This window comes from Staphylococcus americanisciuri, assembly GCF_024814435.1.
In the GTDB taxonomy this organism is placed as follows: Bacteria; Bacillota; Bacilli; order Staphylococcales; family Staphylococcaceae; genus Staphylococcus; species Staphylococcus americanisciuri.
On record NZ_JANUXY010000009.1, the window covers coordinates 16,544 to 36,905 of the forward strand.

The 20,362-nt window shown below is 37.5% G+C and carries 19 protein-coding genes and 1 riboswitch; of the genes, 15 read left to right on the plus strand and 4 right to left on the minus strand.

All coding sequences use genetic code 11. The annotated features are described in order from the left end of the window. Nucleotides 1-15 precede the first annotated feature (15 nt). The 6 genes from NXS11_RS08825 (at nt 16) to rbsK (ending at nt 6,020) form a co-directional block, all read left to right on the plus strand. On the plus strand, nt 16-714 hold the full coding sequence (locus tag NXS11_RS08825; protein WP_259200619.1) for a FadR/GntR family transcriptional regulator: 699 nt from the start codon (nt 16-18) through the stop codon (nt 712-714). A 58-nt stretch (nt 715-772) separates the two neighbouring features. Then, nucleotides 773-1,006 (plus strand): hypothetical protein, encoded by a 234-nt coding sequence (locus tag NXS11_RS08830; protein ID WP_259200620.1) that lies wholly within the window; start codon nt 773-775, stop codon nt 1,004-1,006. Nucleotides 1,007-1,104: 98 nt separating this feature from the next. After that, entirely contained in the window at nt 1,105-2,469 is a 1,365-nt protein-coding gene (locus tag NXS11_RS08835) for an EVE domain-containing protein (RefSeq protein ID WP_259200621.1), read from the plus strand. A 686-nt stretch (nt 2,470-3,155) separates the two neighbouring features. Next, the gene (gene nhaC / locus NXS11_RS08840) at nt 3,156-4,529 is read left to right on the plus strand and encodes a Na+/H+ antiporter NhaC (protein ID WP_373319403.1); all 1,374 of its coding nucleotides are present in this window, start codon (nt 3,156-3,158) and stop codon (nt 4,527-4,529) included. A gap of 202 nt (nt 4,530-4,731) precedes the next feature. Continuing rightward, entirely contained in the window at nt 4,732-5,115 is a 384-nt protein-coding gene (locus NXS11_RS08845) for a thiol-disulfide oxidoreductase DCC family protein (protein ID WP_259200623.1), read from the plus strand. A 14-nt stretch (nt 5,116-5,129) separates the two neighbouring features. Next, on the plus strand, nt 5,130-6,020 hold the full coding sequence (gene rbsK / locus NXS11_RS08850) for a ribokinase (RefSeq protein WP_259200624.1): 891 nt from the start codon (nt 5,130-5,132) through the stop codon (nt 6,018-6,020). Nucleotides 6,021-6,091: 71 nt separating this feature from the next. On the opposite strand, the gene deoD is transcribed toward rbsK, so the two are convergent. Then, the gene (gene deoD, locus NXS11_RS08855) at nt 6,092-6,802 is read right to left on the minus strand and encodes a purine-nucleoside phosphorylase (protein WP_259200625.1); all 711 of its coding nucleotides are present in this window, start codon (nt 6,800-6,802) and stop codon (nt 6,092-6,094) included. Between the two features lie 355 nt (nt 6,803-7,157). On the opposite strand from deoD, the gene NXS11_RS08860 reads away from it, so the two are divergent. Both NXS11_RS08860 and NXS11_RS08865 read left to right on the plus strand, forming a co-directional pair. Next, nucleotides 7,158-8,459, plus strand: a complete 1,302-nt coding sequence (locus NXS11_RS08860) for a pyrimidine-nucleoside phosphorylase (RefSeq protein WP_259200626.1) — start codon at nt 7,158-7,160, stop codon at nt 8,457-8,459. Between the two features lie 13 nt (nt 8,460-8,472). Beyond that, nucleotides 8,473-8,826 (plus strand): DoxX family protein, encoded by a 354-nt coding sequence (locus NXS11_RS08865; protein WP_259200627.1) that lies wholly within the window; start codon nt 8,473-8,475, stop codon nt 8,824-8,826. Nucleotides 8,827-8,939: 113 nt separating this feature from the next. Here the strand turns inward: NXS11_RS08865 and NXS11_RS08870 are convergent, their stop codons facing one another. Continuing rightward, entirely contained in the window at nt 8,940-9,407 is a 468-nt protein-coding gene (locus NXS11_RS08870; RefSeq protein WP_259200628.1) for an S-ribosylhomocysteine lyase, read from the minus strand. 180 nt (nt 9,408-9,587) lie between these two features. Next, nucleotides 9,588-9,692: riboswitch (SAM riboswitch) on the plus strand. A 101-nt stretch (nt 9,693-9,793) separates the two neighbouring features. Here NXS11_RS08870 and NXS11_RS08875 point away from each other — a divergent pair. The 3 genes from NXS11_RS08875 (at nt 9,794) to NXS11_RS08885 (ending at nt 12,973) form a co-directional block, all read left to right on the plus strand. Further along, entirely contained in the window at nt 9,794-10,975 is a 1,182-nt protein-coding gene (locus tag NXS11_RS08875; protein ID WP_259200713.1) for a M20 family metallopeptidase, read from the plus strand. Beyond that, on the plus strand, nt 10,972-12,171 hold the full coding sequence (ldmS, locus tag NXS11_RS08880; protein WP_259200629.1) for an L-aspartate--L-methionine ligase LdmS: 1,200 nt from the start codon (nt 10,972-10,974) through the stop codon (nt 12,169-12,171). Before NXS11_RS08875 ends, ldmS begins: the two co-directional genes overlap by 4 nt. A gap of 130 nt (nt 12,172-12,301) precedes the next feature. Continuing rightward, a complete protein-coding gene (locus NXS11_RS08885) occupies nt 12,302-12,973 on the plus strand; it encodes a DUF2750 domain-containing protein (RefSeq protein WP_259200631.1) in 672 nt (223 codons plus the stop codon). 53 nt (nt 12,974-13,026) lie between these two features. Here the strand turns inward: NXS11_RS08885 and coaW are convergent, their stop codons facing one another. Further along, on the minus strand, nt 13,027-13,824 hold the full coding sequence (coaW, locus tag NXS11_RS08890; RefSeq protein WP_259200632.1) for a type II pantothenate kinase: 798 nt from the start codon (nt 13,822-13,824) through the stop codon (nt 13,027-13,029). 627 nt (nt 13,825-14,451) lie between these two features. On the opposite strand from coaW, the gene NXS11_RS08895 reads away from it, so the two are divergent. The 4 genes from NXS11_RS08895 to glpT all read left to right on the plus strand — a co-directional run bounded on the left by NXS11_RS08895 (nt 14,452) and on the right by glpT (nt 19,500). Continuing rightward, entirely contained in the window at nt 14,452-15,312 is an 861-nt protein-coding gene (locus tag NXS11_RS08895; protein WP_259200633.1) for a GNAT family N-acetyltransferase, read from the plus strand. A gap of 147 nt (nt 15,313-15,459) precedes the next feature. Beyond that, nucleotides 15,460-15,996 carry a DNA-directed RNA polymerase subunit delta gene (gene rpoE / locus NXS11_RS08900; RefSeq protein WP_259200634.1) on the plus strand — a complete coding sequence of 179 codons (537 nt, stop codon included), beginning with the start codon at nt 15,460-15,462 and terminating at the stop codon, nt 15,994-15,996. Nucleotides 15,997-16,322: 326 nt separating this feature from the next. Next, the gene (gene pyrG / locus NXS11_RS08905) at nt 16,323-17,930 is read left to right on the plus strand and encodes a CTP synthase (RefSeq protein WP_259200635.1); all 1,608 of its coding nucleotides are present in this window, start codon (nt 16,323-16,325) and stop codon (nt 17,928-17,930) included. A gap of 211 nt (nt 17,931-18,141) precedes the next feature. Further along, nucleotides 18,142-19,500 (plus strand): glycerol-3-phosphate transporter, encoded by a 1,359-nt coding sequence (gene glpT / locus NXS11_RS08910; protein WP_259200636.1) that lies wholly within the window; start codon nt 18,142-18,144, stop codon nt 19,498-19,500. A gap of 148 nt (nt 19,501-19,648) precedes the next feature. Here glpT and NXS11_RS08915 read toward each other — a convergent pair whose 3' ends face one another. Beyond that, the gene (locus tag NXS11_RS08915; RefSeq protein WP_259200638.1) at nt 19,649-20,170 is read right to left on the minus strand and encodes a DUF2529 family protein; all 522 of its coding nucleotides are present in this window, start codon (nt 20,168-20,170) and stop codon (nt 19,649-19,651) included. Nucleotides 20,171-20,362 lie beyond the last annotated feature (192 nt).

The window sequence follows — 20,362 nt, forward strand, 5'->3', positions numbered from 1 at the left end:
ACAAGGAGGGACAAGATGAAGATATCAAGCCCAAAAATTTATGAGCAAATTGCAAATAGATTAATTGAACAAATAGAAAATGGTGTGTTACAAGAAGGAGAACGCCTGCCTTCAATTCAAAATTTGGCAAAAGAATATGGCGTGAGTAATGCTTCGGTCAGAGAGGCATTGAACGCTTTACGCATTATTGGACTTGTAGAAATCAAACATGGCTATGGAACATTTGTTAAACAGAAAACACCACAATTGTTTGACTTTATCTCACAAACTCTAACACCGAAACGCGTCAAAGAAATTTTAGAATTGCGTGAAGTTGTTGAACTCTCTACAGTACGCTTTGCAGCAGAACGTCGAACGGATGAATTGCTGAATGAGATGCGCTTAGCATTGGACGAAATGACGCAGGCGATGCGTAAACATAAGTCTGGAGAAGAAGCGGACTTGCGTTTTCATCTGGCAATAGCTAAAGCTTCAGACAATGAACTATTGTATGAACTGCTTCACAATATTTCTGATTTGGTTCAACAGACTATGAAAGGCACGCGCCACATTTATTTGTACAATCGTGAAAAGACAATGGAGCGCTTGCTGGATGAGCATATTGCCATTTTGAATGCTGTTGAGCAGCAAGATTCAGCCTTAGCGGAGCACAGAATGACTTGTCACTTGGCAGAGGTTCGTCAAACTTTAGTTGAACATTACATTGTGGAGTGATTCAAGTAAGCGCATTCAAAAAACAATAAGAAATATTCAACAAAGAAAGGGACAATAGATGAAAATAGGTTTATATATTGCATTATTATGTGGCATCATATCAGGTGCATGTATCTTTTTTAATGTTACAGTGTTTCCATCACTTGTTGTCCCAGTCATCATCGGGGTGATTGGGATAATTGCTACATTGTGGACACTGCCAAATTCAAACATTAGCACCATGCTGAAACTTGGCGGTATTTTGGTGAATGTTTTTCCAGTGATAGCTGGTTTGATGCAAATTTTGGGATAAAGTTGTGTGACAAGAACCTCATGAAAAGCTATTGTTGTTCACGACATAAACATTTATAATGAACAAGATAAATATATGACGAAGGAGATTCATATACCATGGCAGCAGAAACAAATTACTTTTGGCTAAATTGTGGTTATAATAGATGGAATCACAATGAACCGTTAGTAGGACAAACCACTGTCTTTGAATCAGGCGCACAATTTAATCCTACACAAGGGTTTCGTGCGTTTAAGCAAGCACAAGTAGGAGATAAGGTCATTTTCTACCAAGTTCAAACTGATGCTGGATTACTTGGTTGGGGTGAGATTACAAGTGTGATGACAGGCGCACAGAATAAGATTCATGTGCAATTCAAGTTTAATGAAACGTTTAAACCATTGACAACAGAGTATTTAAAGCGCAGCGAAGCACTCGAATTCCGCATGAACAATATGAAAGAAACGTTGTTCAATAAAATATCATATGACGAGTTTGAGTTAATCAAAGGGCTTGGTACAGGAGATGTAACCATTCCACGTTACTTCTTTATGTCAGAAACAGACACATATGAACCGAATGAGACGTACACGATATATACACATACACGAAATGGTATTAAGCGTAACGGTTATCATCACTATACACAGCTGGAAATTGGTGACCAAATTATTGTATATAATAAGCATATGAACCAGTCTATTGTGGGTCGTGCAGAAGTGGCACATCATATACATACGCGACCACCTGAAGCGGGAAGAACGAATAGTACCGCTATCGAGATTCGATACTTAGAAGACATTCATCCCATTAGCTTAATGACTTTGAATAAGCATCCAAAACTTAAAAATCTGTATTTCTTGCAAGAAAATGCGAAACAAGCAATTGCGAGCTTAACACCGACACAATATCATGCCATGATGGAAATGAGTGAAAATGATGGTTTGAAAGGACAATTTGAAACGGTTAAATCTGATTATGAATTGCCCAAAGAAGAAGATGTAAAGCCATTTATTTTATTGTTGGCAGATGATAAGGCGGAGGGGCTTAAAGCAGCAACATCACTGGTTGAAAAAGCCAATGCCACGCCTGTAATGACAGTGGGTCACCCAGATTTTATGGAAGAAATGTTATACGGCAGATATTTACCAAACGAAGCGGGTGCATTATACTATCGTGAAGGATTTATTACAGATTTGATGCCAAAAACAGATCGACAATATTTAGTGATCGATCAATTTGAACGTATTGATCCAGATATTTTTCAAACATTTATCAATGTGTTAGAAGGTTATGAGATGACATTACCTCGTTACAATAAAGATGGCAGTATGATTAAATGGAGTCGTAATAAAGATTCATTTTATCGCTTCAATCCAAACTGGCATATCGTAGGGGTGACTTATCTAACACCGCAAGAAGTGAAAGAAACTTACTCAACGCAGATGTTAAAATATACGCGTATTATCCAAGTGAAGAAATAAAATATAGCTATTAAAAAATGGAAGGGGTACGAATCTTATTTTTCTAAAAAGATTCTGTACCCCATGCTCTGGCAAGGCTGTTATGAGGATGTAAAAGGGACCCGGATACTGCGCAACAAAATCGCTTTTTGATTTTGCCAAATCTAGACAGTAGCTGATTGATATATGACGGCATGTTCGGCTCACTACATAGTTCATCACCCTTGCAGGGGCATTGCTATGAAATACTTACAAATTTTTCTGTTGTGTTCACTAGGCTTACACCCCCTCTTGCTTCTTGAACGTTAATAGTAGGAGTAAAAACATTAAAAGTATATTTATGCGCTCTCCCAGTCATTGTCTTCTACATTTTTTTATTTTAGGAAGTATTTTTTATTAATTATTCCAACCGCATGTTTTGATGCATATTGGGTTGTGATAATGTTATAAAATTTGTGAAGATCTTGTGATGTGATTACTTTTATCGGATATTTAACTTGTCGCATGGCATAGGTATTATTCAATGTATAAAGGGATAGCAAAACAAAATAGTATACGCGAAAAATATTCTGAAAATTCTTGCGGGTTATTTTCAGAAATAGTATGATGTTTTTAACCGCTTATGTTTAAGTGAAGGGGAGGGGTTAAATTTGAACATTAAAAAACGAGAAAAGAAAGAAATCAATATTTGGTATGCGCTTTTGACGATGGTCATTATGATTTCTGCTATGTTATTCACGGTTGTAAAATTAGATCAAGCGCCACATATTCCATTACTTATCGGAACGACTGTGGCAATTATTGTAACATTGTGCCATGGTTATGAATGGGATGAAGTGGAAGAAATGATGTACAAGGGAATTAAGCATGCTTTGCCAGCAGTTGTCATCATTATGCTTGTCGGCTTGATTATTGGTGCGTGGATAGGCAGTGGCGTTGTAGCAGCAATGATTTACTATGGTCTGAAGCTGATTTCACCAACTTTCTTTTTAGCAGTAGTTGTTGTCATATGTGGTATTGTTTCGTTAGCGATTGGAAGCTCATGGTCAACGATGGCAACAGTTGGTGTGGCATCGATGGGGATTGGTATTAGCATGGGGCTATCACCTGGTATGGTTGCAGGGGCAGTTATTTCTGGGTCATATTTTGGAGATAAAATGAGCCCACTTTCTGATACAACGAACTTGGCATCAGGTCTTACTAATGTTGATTTATTTGATCATATCAAGCATATGTTCTATACAACAATTCCAGGTTTAATCATTAGCTTGGTTGCTTTTTTTGTTCTTGGTCAGATGTATGGAAGTAATCACTTGAACCAACAACGCATTAACAATATTATGAATGCGATTAATGAGTCGTTCTTTATTACACCGTGGCTACTTATTATACCGCTTATCGTTATTATCGCTGTTGCATTAAAAGTACCAGCTATCCCATCAATAGTGCTCGGTATTGTTTTAGGCTTTTTTGCACAAATCTTTGTACAAGGAGACTCTTTAGCAACAGCAGTGCAGTCATTGCAAACAGGTTATGTATTAGAATCAGGAAATGAGACGATTGATAAATTATTCAACCGTGGTGGTCTCGAATCAATGTTTTACACGATATCACTAACACTCGTAGCAATGACGTTTGGTGGTTTGCTTGAATATTCAGGTATGTTAAAAGCATTGATTTCTGTCGTATTAAAATTTGCGAAAAATACAGGTAGTCTGATTGCATCTGTCATTATCTCGTGTTTTGGTACAAATTTATCATGTTCAGAACAATATATTTCTATTATTGTACCGTCACGTATGTATGTATCGACTTTTATCGATAAAGGATTACATCCGAAAAACTTATCGCGTGCACTTGAAGATGGTGGGACATTAACTTCGGTGTTTGTGCCATGGAATACGTGTGGGGTGTTTATTTTAACGACCTTGAATGTACACGTATCTGAATATGCGCCATTTGCGATATTGAATTACATAGTACCGATTATTTCGATTATTTATGGTTTTACCGGTTTTAAAATTATAAAGTTAACGCAAGAAGAAAAAGTTTATTTCAAAGAACAAAATGCGATGCAGTAAATATAGCTGTATAGGCAGCAATTTCCTTTGTAACAAGGGTTGCTGCTTTTTTAGGTGTTTGACAATAAATAGGTATTAACACATTGTGAAAAATACGCGTAAATGTTTTCAATAACTGTATGCTTTTTGTAAAATAACGGTGAGTTATTTTATTTAAGTACATTGATTTTTTAGTCCTATTCAGAAAGATGAGGTGAGGATAATGCCGATCATTTATTACGATCACAAATGTGTGTATTGTTATAATTATGCGATATGGTTGATTCGTCATGGCTTGCCACGTAACTATCAATTTGTACCGTTGAAAAGCGACGCAGGACGTTTATTAGCAATGAAGCATCCGGAAGTCGCATCGAAAAATAGTGTTATCTTACAATATGGTGAACGGTTAATGTTTGAATCAACAGCAATCGTTCATATGTTGTGCGCATTAAGACACCATAGATGGTTAGGCGTGCTGTTATGGAGCGTGCCTAAACCATTGCGAGATGTGGGATATCGTTGTTTTGCGAATAATCGTGATAAGCTATGGTCAACGACGTGGGCAATACCTACTGCGCAAGAACAATCATTTTTTATAGAATAGAGAGGTGTTTAGTTATGACACACAAAATTATTGTAATCGGTAGTGCGTCTATGGATTTGACGGTGCAGACGAAAGTGATTCCTGAACAGGGAGAAACTGTACTAGGTGATACGCTGTTGATGGCACCGGGTGGAAAAGGCGCAAACCAAGCAGTGGCTGCTGCACGTTTAAAACGCAATCAAGCCGTTTATATGATTGGTGCAGTCGGTGATGATGCATTTGGGAAAACAATTATGGATAATATGAGGCAGTATGGTGTGAATACGACATATATGCAGACGATTACAGGTGAGCATTCAGGGACAGCACATATTACGTTATATGACAAAGATAATCGGATTATCGTTGTACCCGCAGCTAACAATTACATTTCACCTGAAGTGGTATTACCGATATTACAGAAGTTTGAGCGTGGCGATATTATTATAATGCAACAAGAAATTCCTGCTGAGACAGTTGAAGCAGTGATTGAGGAAGCGACACAGCTTGGTTTACAAGTCATATTAAATCCTGCACCATATCGCTTAATTGACAACAAGTTGCTCGAACAAGTTACTTATTTAACACCGAATGAGAGTGAGTGTCGACAACTATTTGATGGTGAGATAAGTGATGTGATAGCACGGTACCCTAGGAAGTTGATTGTGACGCTTGGTGCAGAAGGTGCGATGTATTTTGATCAGACACAACGCATCGTACCTGCATATCCATGTGAGGTTGTAGACACAACAGGCGCAGGCGATACATTTAACGGTGCGTTAGCTGTGGCACTAAGTGAAGGGCAATCACTTGAGTCAGCGTTAGAGTTTGCGAACATGGCGTCTAGCTTTGCTGTAAGAAAGATGGGCGCACAAGGTGGAATTCCGACACGCGAAGCAGTTGATCAAGCACTTATGGAAAATTAGCGACAAAAAATCCCCATAACTGTTGGCAGCGTACGCCTAATGATTATGGGGATTGTAACTATAACGAATGATTATTCTGCAATTTCAAGTGCAACTTCCATCATTTGTGTAAATGAGTTTTGACGTTCTTCTGCTGTTGTTGCTTCATCACGTAATAAGTGGTCTGATACTGTAAAGATACCGAGCGCTTTTTTGCCTGCTTTCGTAGCATTCAAATAAAGACCAGCTGACTCCATTTCTACACCTAAGATTCCCATATCCGTCCATTTTTGATTGAAGTTTGGGTTGGCATTGTAGAAAGTGTCTGAAGATAAGACATTACCAACATGTGCGCGGGCACCGATTGCATCAGCTTTTTCTTTTGCTTTAACGATTAAATCAAAATCACCTAGTGGCGCAAAATTACCAGGAATTTGGTATTGATCTACAAAGTTTGAGTTAGTAGAAGCACCTTGTGCAATGATGATATCGTATAGTTGAATATCTTCTTGCATGGCACCACAAGAACCGATTCGGATAATTGTATCTACATCAAAAAAGTTGTATAACTCGTATGAATAAATACCGATGCTTGGAATCCCCATACCAGAACCCATCACAGAGATTTCTTTCCCTTTATATGTGCCTGTGTAACCAAACATATTACGCACTTCATTGAACTGTTCTACATTTTCTAAAAAGTTATCTGCAATATATTTTGCACGTAATGGATCGCCTGGCATTAATACCGTTTTAGCAATTTTTGTTCCGTTCGGTTGAATATGTGGTGTACCTTGTGTCATAACAAACAGCTCCTTAATTTTATATTTATGTATTACCTTAAAGATAACAGACCGACACGCAAATGTCGATGAGATACACTAGCACAGTTTCATAGTTTAGTCATACATTTATAGATGGTTCAAAAGATAAAGTGAACTTTTACGATTTATCACTCATAATATTTATCAAATAGTATAGAATGATTTATAATGTAAGAGAAAAGGCTTACAAATGAAACTGGGGAATGATTAAAAATCCCCTATCCTTGAGAAATGATGTGAACGGTAGTAGGTAATCGGAGAAAAGGTCTTTTTCAAGCTTTTTTATTTCTACTGCCAAGATTCGACAATGCGACGAGAGAAGAGGAGAAAAATCATGAGAATGGTAGACATTATCGCAAAAAAAAGAGACGGACATGCACTGACAACGGAAGAAATTAAGTTTTTTGTGAATGGATATACGAAAGGGGATATTCCAGATTATCAAATGTCGAGCTTAGCAATGGCGATTTTCTTCCAAGATATGACAGATGAAGAACGTGCAGATTTAACGATGGCGATGGTTGAATCAGGTGACCAAATTGATCTTTCGGGTATTAAAGGGGTCAAAGTTGATAAACACTCAACAGGTGGTGTGGGCGATACAACAACACTTGTATTGGCGCCATTAGTAGCAGCACTGGACATTCCAGTTGCGAAGATGAGTGGGCGTGGCTTAGGTCATACAGGTGGTACAATCGATAAATTAGAAGCGGTTGAAGGGTTCCATGTTGAAATTCCAGAAGATGACTTTATCAAATTAGTGAATAAAGATCATTTGGCAGTTATTGGACAAACAGGGAATTTAACACCTGCTGATAAGAAAATTTATGCCTTACGTGATGTAACAGGCACAGTTAACTCTATTCCATTAATTGCTTCATCTATTATGAGTAAAAAGATTGCTGCGGGTGCAGATGCAATTGTCCTTGATGTGAAGACAGGTAATGGTGCGTTTATGAAGACTGTTGAAGAGGCTGAACAATTAGCACATGCAATGGTAAAAATTGGTAATCAAGTTGGTCGTAATACGATGGCAATCATCTCGGATATGAGTCAGCCACTTGGCCGTGCAATAGGTAATGCACTGGAGTTGAAAGAAGCTATCGATACGTTAAAAGGTGAAGGACCAGAAGATTTAACGGAACTGGTTTTAACACTTGGTTCACAAATGGTCGTATTAGCGCAAAAAGCTGAGAGTTTAGAGGAAGCGCGTAAAATGTTACAAGGCGTGATTGAGAATGGTCAAGCACTTGAGAAATTTAAAGTATTTTTAAGTAATCAAGGTGGGGATGCATCTGTTGTGGATGATCCATCTAAGTTACCAACTGCCAAATACACGTTTGAACTACCAGCGAAACAATCAGGTGTAGTGTCTGAAATGATTGCTAACGAAATTGGAATTGCTTCTATGATGTTGGGAGCAGGACGTCAAACGAAGGAAGATACGATTGATTTAGCGGTCGGACTGGTATTAAATAAAAAAGTTGGCGACTCTGTTGAAGAAGGTGAATCATTGTTAACAATCTACGCGAACCAAGAAGATGTTGAACAAGTGAAAGCGAAATTATATGACAATATCACGATTAGTAATCACGGAGAAGTCCCAACATTAATTCATGAAATTATTGCAAAATAAAGGATGTTATAGTATGAAATGGATTAGTCGACAATTATTAGCAATCTTGTTTACAGGTGCGGGTTATTTACATTTTAAGCGCGAGCGTAATTTCCGCAATATCGTCCCGCATTATTTGCCATTTAAAAGGGAAATTGTATGGATGACAGGTGTGATGGAGTTAATATTTGGTATCGGTTTAGCATTGAAACGTCCAGGCTATTGGTTTAAACATGTAATAATCGCTTTTTTATGGGCAGTTTTTCCAGCAAATATTTATATGGCACGCCACCAGCTGCCACTTGGTGATAAAACGCTCTCTAAGTCAGTACTGTACGGTCGATTGCCTTTACAGTTTGTCTTAATGGCTTGGGTGCGCAAATTATAAAGTGCTCACAAAAACACGGATGCTTCACTTGCATCCGTGTTTTTGTGATAATGGGCGTTAAGACTGAAAAGCGGTTTTGCTTCAATTCAAAAGGAGCTTTTCACAACCTTTATTTAACCCTCACCAAAGACATCATGCCATTGCGCGCGTTTATCTAAAAATGCTTGTGCAATCACTTTTGCGCCTTCTAACGAGTGAGAAGCAGCCCAACCACATTGTACTTCATTACATGCAGGCACTTCTGTTGCATGAAGTACATCATGGATTGTTTTTTCTACGATGTCTAATACTTCTTCATAGTTATCGTGATTGATGAATGACACATAAAAGCCAGTTTGACATCCCATTGGACTTAAATCAACAACCTTATCTGAATGGTTACGAATATTTTCTGCCATTAAATGCTCCAAAGAGTGCAAACCAGGCATATCCATATGCTCCTTATTAGGCTGCTTAAAGCGGATATCGTATTTATGAATTTCATCTCCATTTGTACCTGTCATCTTTCCAGCTAAGCGAATATATGGTGCAACCACCTTTGTATGATCTAAGTTAAAACTTTCGACATTCATTTTTGGCATAATCATCAGCGCCTCCTTTGTTATTTAACGCTATTTTATCATATTCAATAAAAAGTAAAAGACACGTGTTTAATTGAATTACGTAGATAAATAATAGTTGCTTAATAAAATTTTGAAAATATAGACAAAATCACATGACAAATCATCATAAATCCGATAGAATGAGTAATAATTGAATACAATTTATCAAGAGCGGTGGAGGGACTTGGCCCTGTGAAACCCTGCAACCTCATCGGAGACGATAAAGGTGCTAAATCCAACAGCGAGAAAGCTGACAGATAAATGACATGGACAGGATGTTATCAACTTTGAACATACCGCACTTGATATAAATGTTGCGTTGAGTCAAAGTTGATAATTTTTTTATGAAAGGAGTTTTTTTCTTGATTTCGGTAAAACAACAAATATTAGACTACATTGATAATCATCGGCTTGATTATTTAGATATGAGCCATCAAATACATGAACGTCCTGAATTGGGGAATGAAGAACTATTTGCTTCAAGACTGTTGATTGATCATTTGAAACGCAATGATTTTGAAGTGAAACGTGATATTGCAGGTCATGCGACAGGCTTTATTGCAACATATCAATCAGAAAAACCAGGCCCTAAAATTGGATTTTTAGCAGAATATGATGCGTTGCCAGGTTTGGGGCATGCATGTGGTCACAATATTATAGGAACATCGAGTGTACTTGCAGGTGTGGCATTGAAGCAAGTCGTCGATGATATCGGTGGGACTGTTGTTGTATATGGCTGTCCAGCAGAAGAAGGGGGAGAAAATGGTTCGGCTAAAGCATCATATGTAAAAGAAGGACTTATCGATGTGGATGTTGCTCTGATGATTCACCCTGGCAATGAGACATATCCAACGATTCATACATTAGCAGTGGATGTATTGGATATTAAATTTTTCGGACGGAGTGCACACGCATCTGAAAATGCTTATGAAGCACGCAATGCATTGGACGCAATGCTTAGCTTTTTCAACGGGGTAGCACAACTACGTCAACATATTCAGACATCTGAACGCGTCCATGGTGTGATATTGGATGGTGGAAAAGCAGCCAATATTATTCCGGATTTTACACATGCCCGCTTCTATACAAGAGGTACAACGCGTAAATCTTTAGATATTCTTACGCAGCGTGTTCATAATATTGCCAAAGGTGCAGCATTACAAGCAGGGTGCAATTATGAGTTTGGTCCCATTCAAAATGGGGTTAATGAGTTTATTAAAGCACCATTATTAGATAAATTGTTTGAAGCATATGCAGAAGAACTTGGGGAAGAAGTCAGTCACGATGACTTTGGATTTGGTTCTACAGACACTGGCAATGTAAGTCATGTCGTACCTACCATTCATCCACATATCAAAATTGGCCCGCGTAGTTTAGTTGGACACACGCATCGATTTAGAGAAGCGGCAGTGAGTCCAATGGGAGACAAAGCACTTATAAAAGGTGCAAAGATTATTGCTTTAATGGGAGCTAGATTAATTGAAGATAAGGCGCAACTTGAGAAGATTCAACATGAGCATCAAATTTTAAGGGAGCAATTATTATGACCGATGTAAAAACGGATTATCCAGATGTCACAATGGCGCAGTTGTATGAAGAAGATGTGGTGTATTCTTCTCGCCCTTCTTATATCTCAAACCCATGGTTAGAACCGGATGAACACCAATCTAACTTCCTATCAGCAAGAGAGCTATTAATCGCAGATATGCCTGTCATTGTACATGAAGCAAGCGTTACGGATAAACTACGAGAACTCTTTGCACTTGTAAACCGTACCATTCCAGATAATTTGTATTATTTCAAAGACCAAGACTCATACGAACAACTGTTACAGCGCTTGTCGAAAGAAGAAGGATACAAAATTTATTTTCAATATGTTCATGGAGATAATCTTGTACCACCACAACAATATGCGATGGATAAACAGCTATTCGTGGATTTGAATAACAAATCTAAAATTCCAGAGTGGACAGATGGCAAATACTTGCCACGTCGAGAAGTGGTTGCTTTTGATAACTTTGAGCAAGCTGTACGTCAATGGACTTTACCAATTGTAATTAAGCCTGGTGATGAGTTACCGACAGCAGGTGGTTATGGCGTGATGATTTGTTATACACAAGAGGAATTGGAACAAGCAATTCAACGTGTGCAAAAAGCTTCGGAAGCGACAGAAACATTGATTATCGAACAATGTGTTGAGGCAGTTAGTAACTATTGTGTTCAATTTGCGAAACATCCTGATAAAGGGATTATTTATCTCGGCGCTGCGAAACAATTAACGAATGAATATGGTTTCTATCAAGGCAATGTGAATGCCCAACATGTACCACAGAAAGTAATTGATGCAGGTTATGCGTTGATGGAGAAAGCGGTTCAACTTGGTTTTATTGGTATTGCAGGATTTGATATTTTAGAAGATGCCGATGGTGAAGTGTACGCGATTGATTTGAACTATCGTCAAAACGGTTCGACGAGTATGTTGTTACTCGCTTCAGAATTGGCAGCATCGCATCATAAATTTTATAGTTACGTTGCCAAAGGAGATAATGAACGCTTTTATGAAGCTATCAAAACTTTTATCCAAAAGGGTGTTCTGTATCCATTGTCATATTACGATGGCGATTGGTATCAAACAGTACATGTTGATTCGAGGTTCGGTTGTATTTGGTCTGCAGAAAGCGATGAGGCAATCGCAAAGTATGAGCGAGAATTTCTAGAATTAGCAGGTCTTATGACTGAGTAATGGTAGTATAGGATTATCTTTAGCAGTACATGTGGGTTATTGTGCTTCTCTTATGCAAGATGCTTAAAGTATGTTATAGTCTAACTAACTAGACTTAATCAAGAGAATGAACAAGTGAAGGAGCTATAGCATGTCTTATAAAAGTGAACGTTTTTATAAAGATATATTAACGAACGAGCAGTTTTTTATTGCGGTTAAAGATAAAAAGATTATTAAACATACCTATCAAAATCGCGCATACTTCTGTTTTTGGACACGTGAATCTCTAGCAGAAGAATATTTGCAGAAGTTTGAAGTGCCGTACGACAAGCTTGTAACGATGGATATCGATCGTTTTGCGACATATGAACTTGATGATATGTTTGATGATAAAGACGAGGCACTCGTAAATGTAACTCAGAATGCTGCTGGTCACGAGATTAATATTGTTAAGGCAATGAATGAGATTATGACCGACTTGGATAATATTCGTATTCGTGAGTTTGTACAAGATGTTGCAAAGTCTGACACGGTATACGGTCTTACACAAAAAGGACTCAAGCAGTTTGCGGTAGTCTATGATGAAAATGATAACTTTGAACAATCGCACTTTATGCCGGTATGGAGCTTGAACAAGCGTGCTGAAAAAGTAGCAGAAGAGGATTTCGAATCATTCGAGCTGATTGATGTAGAAGGAGAAGTGTTTGCAGAGTGGTTAGATGAACTCCGAGATGACAATCGTTATGTTGCTATCGATGTCAAACCAGGTGTAGTAGGAACAATCGTTTCAGCACAGAAATTGGCGAATGAATTAACATTTTAAATATATCAAAAATGGGAAAGCCCTTGTGTGTCAAGGAATGCTTTCCCATTTTTTTAGAGGTAGAGTGTACCTAAAGCACCTGAAAAGGCACCGTTATCTAGATAATGTGGTTTGAAGCCACGCAAGATTGTATAATCTGTCACGACTTGTTGAAGTAATGGGTTGTTATGGAATGATGAACCGATGTAGACAACATCTTCAGCCTGATGTTCGCGTGCAACATGGATGGAGACAGTTGTAATACTTTCACCTACAACGCCCATCACAGAAGCAAGTTTATCGGCATCTGTAAAAGTTTGGTCTAAGTTGTGTAGGACATTCCCAAAGTTTGCCGCTGTTAACTCGCCAGAAATGGGTGGTGTGTCATTTTTATAGATATGCTTGACTTTTAAATCAATAATATCACGATTACCTTTCTGTGCTAGATTGGTTAAGGTTTCATAATCGTTAATTTCTGTTAATAAATAACCAAGTCCACGAATCATACCACCGCCTGTACCAATGCCACCTACACGCTGTTGTCCAGTTGGATCAGATAAATGGATAGATGTACCTGTTCCAACATTCGAAAAAATATAGCGTTCTATGTTAGTCCCTTGTTCTTTGAGTAAAATTTGAACACCTTTTGCTGCAGCATCAAATTCAATATAGGTCTGAGCTTCACAGTTGAGTAAATCATTAAGCATTTTAGCTTTACCACCTGTAATGTGAATATCTTGGCACGGCTGACGATTGAGCCAAGCCGCCACTTCCTCTAGTTGTGTAGACAAATACGTTTGATATGTACGCTGCTCATCTTGTTCGATAACTATTTTAATCAATGTCCCACCGGCATCAATACCGATTCGCATGACACGTCACCTCTTCATATATATTTACAATGTATATCATAAATGAAAATGTAACAAATGAATAGCGTGGAAGTTTGGAAATTTGTTTTTGTATGTAGATTACAAAACTTGAAAAATGCGGATAGACTATCAGCAGTAGTAAATCTGCGCAATTAAGTTAAAAATAACAGTCATTTAATAAAAGTGATAGCTGAACATCATTAACCGAAGAATGGTTTACTAGTAAAATTACGCACAACGTATTTTCCTTTGCATTGAGTTTGGATACGTAAGACTATCTTCAACGAGTATAGAGGTATTTTTGTGCTTGAACTCAATTTATAGAGAATGTTTTAGGGTAATAAAAAGTTAAAAAATTTAACGTGACACTCGTGATTTTTTAATCGTTTAGGGAGTGTGACAGTAATATCGTTTTCTAAAAAAGTTTCTGTTGCCCACACCGGTAAAGCTGAGCAGGGATAAAAAACTTGTAAAAGCGTATTTTAACGCTAGTCAGCTATTGCCTACTACATGAAATATCAAAATTAAATTAATATCCCAGCTTCTTATGTTCATTGTGTTTGAAACAGACTGAAATAGTGTATGATAACAATAAAGTAAATTAAAAATAAGGGATGGATGTTTCCAATGACTAAAAGTAAACACTTTGATGATATAACGATACAACCATATGACACGCAATACCGAGAGGCGCTTGCACAATTTGCATTAAGTGAAAGACAACGTATCTATTCTTCTCTGCCATTAGAAGTACTGGATGATGCTATAGAAGATGAAAATCGTGTGCCGAATGTAGTACTGAATACGCAACAAGAAGTGATTGGTTTTTTTGTCTTGCATAAACATTATCAGCATGAAGGTTATGATACGCCAAACGAGGTCGTTTACGTGCGATCGCTATCTGTCAATGAACGCTATCAAGGTCATGGCTATGGTACGAAGATGATGATGGTGTTACCGCAATACGTTCAAGAAGTGTTCCCAGATTTTAATCATTTATATTTAGTTGTGGATGCGGAAAATGCAGCAGCTTGGAATGTTTATGAGCGTGCAGGATTTATGCATGCAGCGACGAAAGAAGAAGGACCTATTGGCAAAGAACGTCTTTATTATTTGGATTTAGATGCCAAGTATGTTTCTTCTCTTAAACTTCAGTACAATGATGATTCAACAGTGGGTACAATTGATATTGTTGATTTAATGTTGAATGGCACAAAAGCAGGTTTTATTGCGCTTGAACAATTTGACGAGCGTCTCATTATACGTTCGGTATATGTTTTTGAAGCGTATCAAGCGGCGGGGGTAGCACAGAATGCTTTGAGGCAGCTTGCTACTTATGTGCGCAAACAATTTCAAGGCGTTAAAGTCATCGAAGTAACATTATTTGGACAAAATCATCAGTTGAAACCATTATTTGAAAAAAGTAACTTCGTTGAGACCTTAACGACAGAGGATTATTGTACATTTGAGAAGTACATCAATTACTAACAAAAGAAAAGTAAAAAGAACTTTGTAAAACATTGCGAAATGCGCTACAGTCATTTATAATCTAATTTTGTTATGGTTATTAGCAGCCTTATTGTAGGTAGTAGATGGAATAGAATAAATGCGAATCTTTGAAAGGAAGATATGCTGATGAAATTACAAGATTATACACAAGAAATGATGGACGAAAAGTCATTTATTGATATGGCTTATACATTGCTTAGTGAACAGAATGAAACAATGAATTTGTACGATATTATCGATTCATTCAAACGCATCGGACATTATGAAGATGAAGATATTGAAAATCGTGTCGTCCAATTTTACACAGATTTAAACACAGACGGTCGTTTTTTAAGTGTAGGAGATAATGTTTGGGGATTACGCGATTGGTATTCAGTAGATGATATTGAAGAAAAAATTGCGCCGACGATTCAAAAATTTGATATTTTGGATGAAGAAGACGAAGAAGACCAAAACTTAACATTGCTAGGTGAAGATGATTCAGAAGGTGATGTTAACATTCCAAACCGCACAGATGATCAAGAAGAGTTAGATGATCCAGAAGATGAACATGTTGAAGATGAGATTGAAGAGTCTGATCTTGTCGTTGAAGAAGATGAAGCGGACATTGACGAATCATATGATGATGACGAACTTGAAGAAGATGACTTAGAAGAACTATAGTCAAGTGAAGCAATAGAGAGACACAATCCTTTAAGACAAATTTCACTTTAAATCATATCGGAAGTTTATTGACTTTTCGTTTCAAAGTGATAAAATTTTATTCGGGCTCCTTTAATTAGGACGATTGAATAAACGGATACGTCAGAAGTTGAATAAAATTAACTTCTACATAAATATAACTGTGTACAGCGCAGTCGACGTGATGTTCCCCCTTGCAAATTAATCATTGTGAGAGGGAACTTTTTTATTTTAACTGTTGTTGAATGAACCGATTACTTTGATAAAGCGTATTGTAAGTACTGAAAATTGTTGAGGAGGATTTTTTCATGACTAAATTTATATTTGTAACGGGTGGCGTTGTGTCTTCACTCGGAAAAGGGATTACTGCTGCGTCACTTGGACGTTTGTTAAAAGATAGAGGGCTTGAAGTAACGATTCAAAAGTTCGATCCATACTTGAATGTTGACCCAGGTACGATGAGTCCATATCAACACGGTGAAGTATTCGTAACAGATGATGGTGCGGAGACAGATTTAGACTTAGGGCACTATGAGCGTTTTATTGATATTAATTTGAATAAGTATTCGAATGTCACAGCTGGTAAAGTTTATTCACATGTTCTACAAAAAGAACGTCGCGGTGATTACTTAGGTGGTACAGTACAAGTCATTCCTCATATTACGAATGAAATCAAGTCACGCTTATTGCTAGCGGGTGAAAGTACGAATGCAGATGTTGTTATTACCGAAATTGGTGGTACAACAGGAGATATCGAATCATTGCCATTCATCGAAGCAATTCGTCAAATTCGTAGCGACTTAGGTCGTGAGAACGTCATGTATGTGCACTGTACACTGCTACCATACATTAAAGCTGCCGGTGAAATGAAAACAAAACCAACACAACATAGCGTGAAAGAATTGCGTGGTTTAGGAATTCAACCAGACCTGATTGTCGTGCGTACAGAATATGAAATGACACAAGATTTGAAAGATAAAATTGCGCTATTCTGTGATATCGATAAGAAAAGTGTGATTGAATGTCGTGATGCAGAATCATTATATGAAATCCCATTACAACTTAGTCGTCAAGATATGGATGATATCGTAATTGAGCGTTTAGGATTAGAAGTTGAGCGCGATACACAATTAGATGAGTGGAAACATTTGCTTGATGTTGTGAATAACTTAGAAGGCAAAGTGACAATTGCATTAGTTGGTAAATACGTTGCGTTACAAGATGCATATTTATCCGTTGCTGAAGCGTTAAAACATGCGGGATATCAATTTATGAAAGACATTGAAATTCGCTGGATCGATTCAAGTGATGTGACAGATGACAATGCTGCTTCTTACTTCCATGATGTAGATGGTATTCTTGTACCAGGCGGTTTTGGTTTCCGTGCAAGTGAAGGTAAGATTTCTGCTATTAAATATGCACGTGAAAATAAACTACCATTCTTCGGTATTTGTTTAGGTATGCAACTTGCAACAGTAGAGTATGCACGTCACGTCATTGGCTTAGCAGATGCACATTCTGCAGAGTTAGATCCGAATACGCCACATCCAGTAATCGACTTATTACCTGAACAAAAAGACATTGAAGATCTTGGTGGTACGTTGCGTTTAGGTTTATATCCATGTGAGATTAAGGCAGGTACATTGGCTGAAAAAATTTATGGTCAAACTAAAATTGAAGAGCGTCACCGTCATCGCTATGAATTCAATAACGAATACCGTGAGCGTTTAGAGGAAGCAGGTATGATTTTCTCAGGAACGAGTCCGGATGGGCGTTTAGTAGAAATGGTAGAATTAGCAGATCATCCATTTTTTATCGCATGTCAATTCCATCCAGAGTTCTTATCACGTCCAAACCGCCCACAAGCTATTTTCAAACACTTTATTGAAGCGTGTGTGACATTGCAAAATAAATAAATTGCTTCCAAGCTGGGAATGCCCGATTCATGTAGGGGTATTTCCAGTTTTTTACTTTGGCAGAAAACTTTAATTTGAAATCAAAATTAAATTTCCAAAATGTGTAATCGTTTACAAAAATGGTCCAATTAATATTGACAAACATTTTAGCAATATTTAAAATCTATATGAATTATTGTTTACAATATTTATAATCGGAGGGCTTTTGTACATGTTCAATTTTTTGAAACCACCAAAACCTGCTCAACCAGTAGCAGATCAACATGTAGACGAAACGTATAAAAAATTACGTTTTCAAGTATTTATGGGAATTTTTATTGGTTATGCAGGTTATTATTTATTGCGTAAAAACTTTTCAATTGCGATGCCTTATTTAACAGAAGAAGGTTTTTCGACAACAGGTTTAGGTTTTGCGTTATCAGCAATTTCCATTGCTTATGGAATAAGTAAGTTTGTAATGGGAACAGTGAGTGATAGAAGTAACGCACGTATGTTTTTATTTTTAGGGTTGATATTGACTGCAATTGTTAATTTATTGATGGGATTTGTACCGGCATTTACGTCAAGTATTACGATTATGTTTATTATGCTATTTTTAAATGGCTGGTTCCAAGGAATGGGGTGGCCTCCTTCAGGTCGTGTGCTTGTCCATTGGTTTAGCGTGAGCGAACGTGGTAGTAAGACTGCAATTTGGAATGTTGCACATAACGTTGGTGGCGGTTTAATGGCACCATTTGCAATGTTCGGTGTGTATTTGATGACAGTGCTTGGTTTTGATTATATGAGAGGATATGAAGGGATCTTTATTTTTCCTGCAATTGTAGCAATTGTTGTAGCAATTATTTCATATTTACTTGTTCGAGATACACCACAATCTGTAGGTTTACCTCCGATTGAAGTGTATCGCAACGACTATCCAACAAAAGATAAAACAACATTTGAAACGGAATTAACAACTAAAGAGATACTGTTCAAATATGTATTAAATAATAAATGGGTTTGGGCAATTGCCATTGCGAACATCTTTGTTTACTTTGTACGATACGGTGTGCTTGATTGGGCGCCACTTTATTTAAGCGATGTGAAACATTTTGATGTGAAAGACTCAAGTTGGGCTTACTTCCTTTACGAATGGGCGGGTATTCCTGGTACACTCCTTTGCGGTTGGTTGTCTGATAAAGTATTTAAAGGACGTCGTGGACCAGCAGGTGTTATCTTTATGATTGGTGTAACCATTGCGGTGGCGGTGTATTGGTTAAATCCAGCAGGCCATCCACTTGTTGATAATCTGGCTTTAGTTACAATCGGCTTTTTAATTTATGGACCAGTTATGTTGATTGGTTTGCAAGCTTTGGACTATGTGCCGAAAAAAGCTGCCGGAACAGCGGCTGGGTTAACTGGTTTATTCGGATATTTAGGTGGCGCAGTCATGGCGAATATTATCATGGGTATTGTTGTAGATACCATGGGCTGGGATGCTGGTTTTATCTTGTTAATGGTTGTGAGTATCTTAGCGACATTAAGCTTTATTTTTACATGGAATAAACGCGGACAAGAAGTTGTACATTAAATAAGCGAGACAAACATATAGCTGGCTTTTTGATATATTCAACGTGTGAGGAGTATCAGACATTGAATTATCATGATATAGCCACTGACAGAAATAGACAAAAAAGTAACGTATCACGTTTGTAAATGTGGATACGTTATTTTTTGCTTTATAATCCCAAGTCGCGAATCATTTCAATCATTTGGGTATAGATTTCGTAATAGACGTAGTTCAATGCGATAAGATGGGGGACAACGACCTTATCATAATCTTCCGTAAATACTAAAGCACGTGGGGTGGACAGGTCAATAAAATGGACAAGATGGTCTGGAATGTCCGATGATGTAGGTTTATTCGTCACAACGACAACATCACGATGGTTACGGATCAGTTGCGATACATCTTCTGCCATCTTCTCAGTATAATACTCACCAAATAATAAGACACGGTCTGTTGAATCTAATGTGTCAAGAGAAGGCAAGGTGTCCAATGAGCGGCTAGATTGCAATTTTTCAGCACTATGTAAGGCAAAAGATTCAAAGCACTTCAAATCTCCATAGCCTCTCACATAGATATGCCCTTCGCCGCCAATTGCCTGTATCAAACTTTGGGCTGCCATCTGAATATCAAGTGACTGTGCATCCAAACGATTAAAAACGCCTGTTAGTTGAGTCGTCAACATTTTTGACACGTAAAGTCAGCTCCTTAAAATTGTAATTTTCTAGTGCAATACTTGCGTTAATTCTATAAAAATTGTGGTTGATTCGCAATAACAAAAAATGATGACGCTTACATCTTTAATTTGAGATTTTTTTCACAAAAACGCCTATTTTCAAGCCGAATTCTTGTGCATTCGTATATATATTTTGCTATACTGTACTTA